Raw genomic sequence first — 3,752 nt, 5'->3', positions numbered from 1 at the left:
ATGATCGAATCTTCTTGTCAGAGGTCGATCTCTCTTTCGATGGCCTCTCCCGCACCTGTCTTGTCCTCTATGTCATTGAGGATCTTCCTGATCTCTTCTCCGGTACTTCTCAGTCTGCCCTTGCAGAAGGTGATGAGATATGCTGCCCTCTTGACCTTTTCGGCAAGAACATCGATATCGGTCTTCTCCGCTTCGATCTCAGCGATTATCTGCTCAAGTTCAGTCAAAGCCTGGAAGTACGTAAGCTGTTTGCTCTTGCTCATCTTCTCTTGCCACTCCTTTCGTTCCCCGAACGCTCTTACCCACGATACTTGTGATCGTCCCGTGAGAGAACATGGTGGTAATGACGTCTCCCTTCTTGAGGCGGGCTGCGTCCTTCACAATCTCTCTGTCATGGCGTGTAATGCTGTACCCTCTTCTCAGGATCTGTGCCGGATCCAGGAGCTTTACGGTCTGTTCCATCCTCATCAGTCTGTTGTTTTCATTGTGCATGAGCTGCCTGACATGGCTCTTCAGGTCTCGTTCGAGGATCATGAGCCTGCCGTCGGCAGAGGCCGTACGGAGAGGGGCAATCGCAAGTCTCTGCACAAGGGTATTCAGCCGGTAATGCCAGTCTTTCAGGGATCCCTCTACGCATACGCTCATTCTCCCGTGAATATCCATGATCCTCTCCTCAAAGCTTCTTACACCCGATATGAGGAATTCGGCCACGGCCGTCGGTGTCTTCATTTTCGTGTGAGCCACGATGTCTGAGACGGTGTCATCCTTTTCATGGCCAATGCCTGTAATGACGGGCAGCGGGAACTGAGCTATCTGTGATGCAAGGGCATAACCGTCGAAACAACTGAGATCGATTGCCGAGCCTCCGCCCCTGATGATCACAACCACGTCAAAAAGCCCTCTTGCACTCCTGATCGTATCAAGCGCCGAGAGAATTGACTTCTCAGACTCCTGTCCTTGCATGAGGGCAGGAAAGAGGATGTGGACAAAGGTATATCCGTAAGGGTTCTCATCGAGCTGGCGAAAAAAGTCCTCATACCCCGCAGCCGTGGGAGAGGATATGACGGCTATCTTCTGCGGGACCATAGGGAGGGCGAGTCCCTTGTTCCGGTCGGCAATCCCTTCTCTCTTCAGCCTTTCTATGACCTCTCTCTTCCTTAGTGCCATTTCACCCAAGGTGTAGGCAGGATCGATGTCCTTCACATTGAGGCTTAATCCGTAGACCTCATGGAATGTAATGACAACAAGAAGCATGATCTTCATTCCTGGCTTCAGTGACTCTCCTGTTGTGCCCTGGAACTTTTGGCTGAGCCTTCTATACTCATAAGCCCATATGGTCGCCTTCAACTGTGCTATGATTGCCTCGTCTTCCTTCTCGACGAGATCGAGATAGCAGTGACCTCTCTGGTTGCACTTTGCTTCGGCAATCTCGGCTATCACCCAAAAGGCATCGGGGAAGGCGTAACTGATCGTTGACTTGATAATCGCGTTCAGTTCGTGAAGGGTATAGGCTGATCTTGTCCTGACCAATTCTTCCATAGCTCATTATAAAGGACTGGAAACCTGAATAGCAAAGACGGAGAATCCCTGACAAAGGGTATGGACGAATCCGTCCACGGGCATTATAATGATGTTGTGACAAATGGGGGTTTGGTAATTTAACACTATTAGTGAAACAGAATCGAGCGGTGGGTCAGGCAAGTTCTCGTTGTTTTGAGGTGTGGTGTTGCCGGTCTTGTGGGGAACCGCGGGGCAGGAGAACACGCAGAACCTCACAGCATCTGTCTCACAGATTGAAAACGTCTCTTAGAGGTCGTGGAGTTCCGGCTCCAGGGATGTGTGAGCATGAAGGATACAAAGAACGATAGAAAGACTTCCCCATGGGTTTTCGCTAATCCCTCTCATCTTCTCGTTCTTATCGTTGTCTCAATATTCTTGGCAGAAGCCCTGGTATCGCTCGTCTTGATCATTGTTCCTCCTTCGTCAAAGGGGATGCTCATTTTTTTGGACGCCGGGTTGCTCACCGTCATACTGTTCCCCGTGGTCTATTATCTCGTGTACAAGCCCGTTAGCTTGCAAATCGAACAACTCAGGCGATCCGATGAGGCGCTGCTTTCCAGTGAGGAGCGATACCGCTCTATCGTCGAAAGTACGGATGATTCAATATATCTCGTGGATAAACAATACCGCTATCTCTATATGAACAGGAAGCATATGAGAAGAATGGGATTTTCTGAAGGCGAATATGTGGGCCGCTGTTTCAGTGAGTTTCATTCCGACGGAGAAACAAGGGACTTTATCGAGAAGGTCGATATGGTCTTCGAAAAAAATATGCCTGAACAGCACGGACACCACAGCGAAAGAGACGACAGATATTTCTTGCGGACCTTCAGTCCCCTTCACGGGCCCGATGGAGAGGTAGTGGCAGTCAGTGTGGTCTCGAAGAAGATAACGCGGATTTAAATCTGTGAAGGGGGGAGAAGCGATTGCCGAGGCTCCCCTATGAAAAGCTCTGTTCAGATGACGGAAAGACCCCTTTTTCCACTTCGTCCTTATAGGCAAGAACCGCCCTCAACGCATCGTCCTTTAAATTCGCGTATCTCTTCACAAACTTCGGGACGAATCTCTCGAAGAGTCCCAGGACATCATGCATTACGAGAACCTGTCCGTCGCATCGGGGTCCCGCACCTATGCCGATCGTCGGCACCGAAAGCTTCTCGGTGATCTTCTGCGCGAGGTCCATGGGGACGGCCTCGAGGATGATCGCGAAGGCGCCGGCAGCCTCGATGATTTGCGCCTCCTCTGCCAACCTCCGCGCAGAATCCTCTGTCTTCCCCTGAACCTTGTACCCACCCATCCGGTGGATTGACTGTGGGGTAAGACCGATATGGGCCACCACCGGAATGTCTGCGCCTGTTATGGCGGCGATCTGCTTTTCGACCTCGGCCCCACCCTCTATCTTCACCGCAGAAGCGCCGGCTTCCTTCAGAAATCTCCCTGCATTCCTGACTGCTTCTTCGACAGACGCTTGATAGGACATAAAGGGCATATCCCCTATGACCATGGCATTCCTGGCAGCCCGCGATACCATTCTGGCATGGTAGATCATCTCATCCATCGTTACCGGAAGGGTATTATCAAGCCCCTGGACGACCATGGCCAGGGAATCCCCCACAAGGATCGCATCAATCCCTGCCTCGTCGGCAACGAGGGCGAAGGGATAGTCATAGGCCGTGATCATGGTTATCTTCCGATGTTCCGACTTTTTCCTGAGAAAATCGTTCACTGTTATCTTGCCCATGGCTAACTCCTTTTTATCACCCCATGACTGACCATGATTCAATCTTACCACATTCCTTAAAGAGACAGACATCGGGCAAGGGCCTCCGGACGAGTTCCTTATTCATTGACGCTATTGGGAACCTATACCTCCCTTGCCCTTGATTCACATGGGAATGCACATATTGGACGCGACTGACCATGGCCTGAAGGTTGCCCAATAGAGGAGGAATCCTGCGAAAAGGGACTCCTGCCTCAGGACCTGAAGGAACGGAGGCAGCCTTCTTGGAGTAGCTGTCCTTCCCGGTTGTCCTGAAGGAGCAAAAAAGAGCTGGTAGCGTAAAATCTTCTGTGTAAAATTCTTGAAGTAAGAAAATAAAGGGTGTATTCTCCATTGTTCCGACCAAAGAACAAAAAAAGGAGGATACACCCATGCCAGTAAAGGAACTGACGAATTTAAAGGTAACAGATTT

The 3,752-nt window shown here is 50.6% G+C and carries 4 protein-coding genes; 1 reads left to right on the top strand and 3 read right to left on the bottom strand.

The window, feature by feature from the left end:
* Nucleotides 1–17: 17 nt before the first annotated feature.
* Entirely contained in the window at nucleotides 18–263 is a 246-nt protein-coding gene (gene xseB, locus VFG09_04900; protein HET6514477.1) for an exodeoxyribonuclease VII small subunit, read from the bottom strand.
* The gene (gene xseA, locus VFG09_04895) at nucleotides 220–1,539 is read right to left on the bottom strand and encodes an exodeoxyribonuclease VII large subunit (protein ID HET6514476.1); all 1,320 of its coding nucleotides are present in this window, start codon (nucleotides 1,537–1,539) and stop codon (nucleotides 220–222) included. Before xseA ends, xseB begins: the two co-directional genes overlap by 44 nt.
* A 306-nt stretch (nucleotides 1,540–1,845) precedes the next feature.
* On the opposite strand from xseA, the gene VFG09_04890 reads away from it, so the two are divergent.
* A complete protein-coding gene (locus VFG09_04890) occupies nucleotides 1,846–2,463 on the top strand; it encodes a PAS domain-containing protein (GenBank protein HET6514475.1) in 618 nt (205 codons plus the stop codon).
* Nucleotides 2,464–2,500: 37 nt separating this feature from the next.
* On the opposite strand, the gene panB is transcribed toward VFG09_04890, so the two are convergent.
* Entirely contained in the window at nucleotides 2,501–3,301 is an 801-nt protein-coding gene (gene panB, locus VFG09_04885; protein ID HET6514474.1) for a 3-methyl-2-oxobutanoate hydroxymethyltransferase, read from the bottom strand.
* Between the last annotated feature and the right edge of the window lie 451 nt (nucleotides 3,302–3,752).

It is taken from the genome of Thermodesulfovibrionales bacterium (assembly GCA_035686305.1).
Taxonomy (GTDB): Bacteria; Nitrospirota; Thermodesulfovibrionia; order Thermodesulfovibrionales; family UBA9159; genus DASRZP01.
This window is presented reverse-complemented; position numbering and strand designations above follow the sequence as displayed.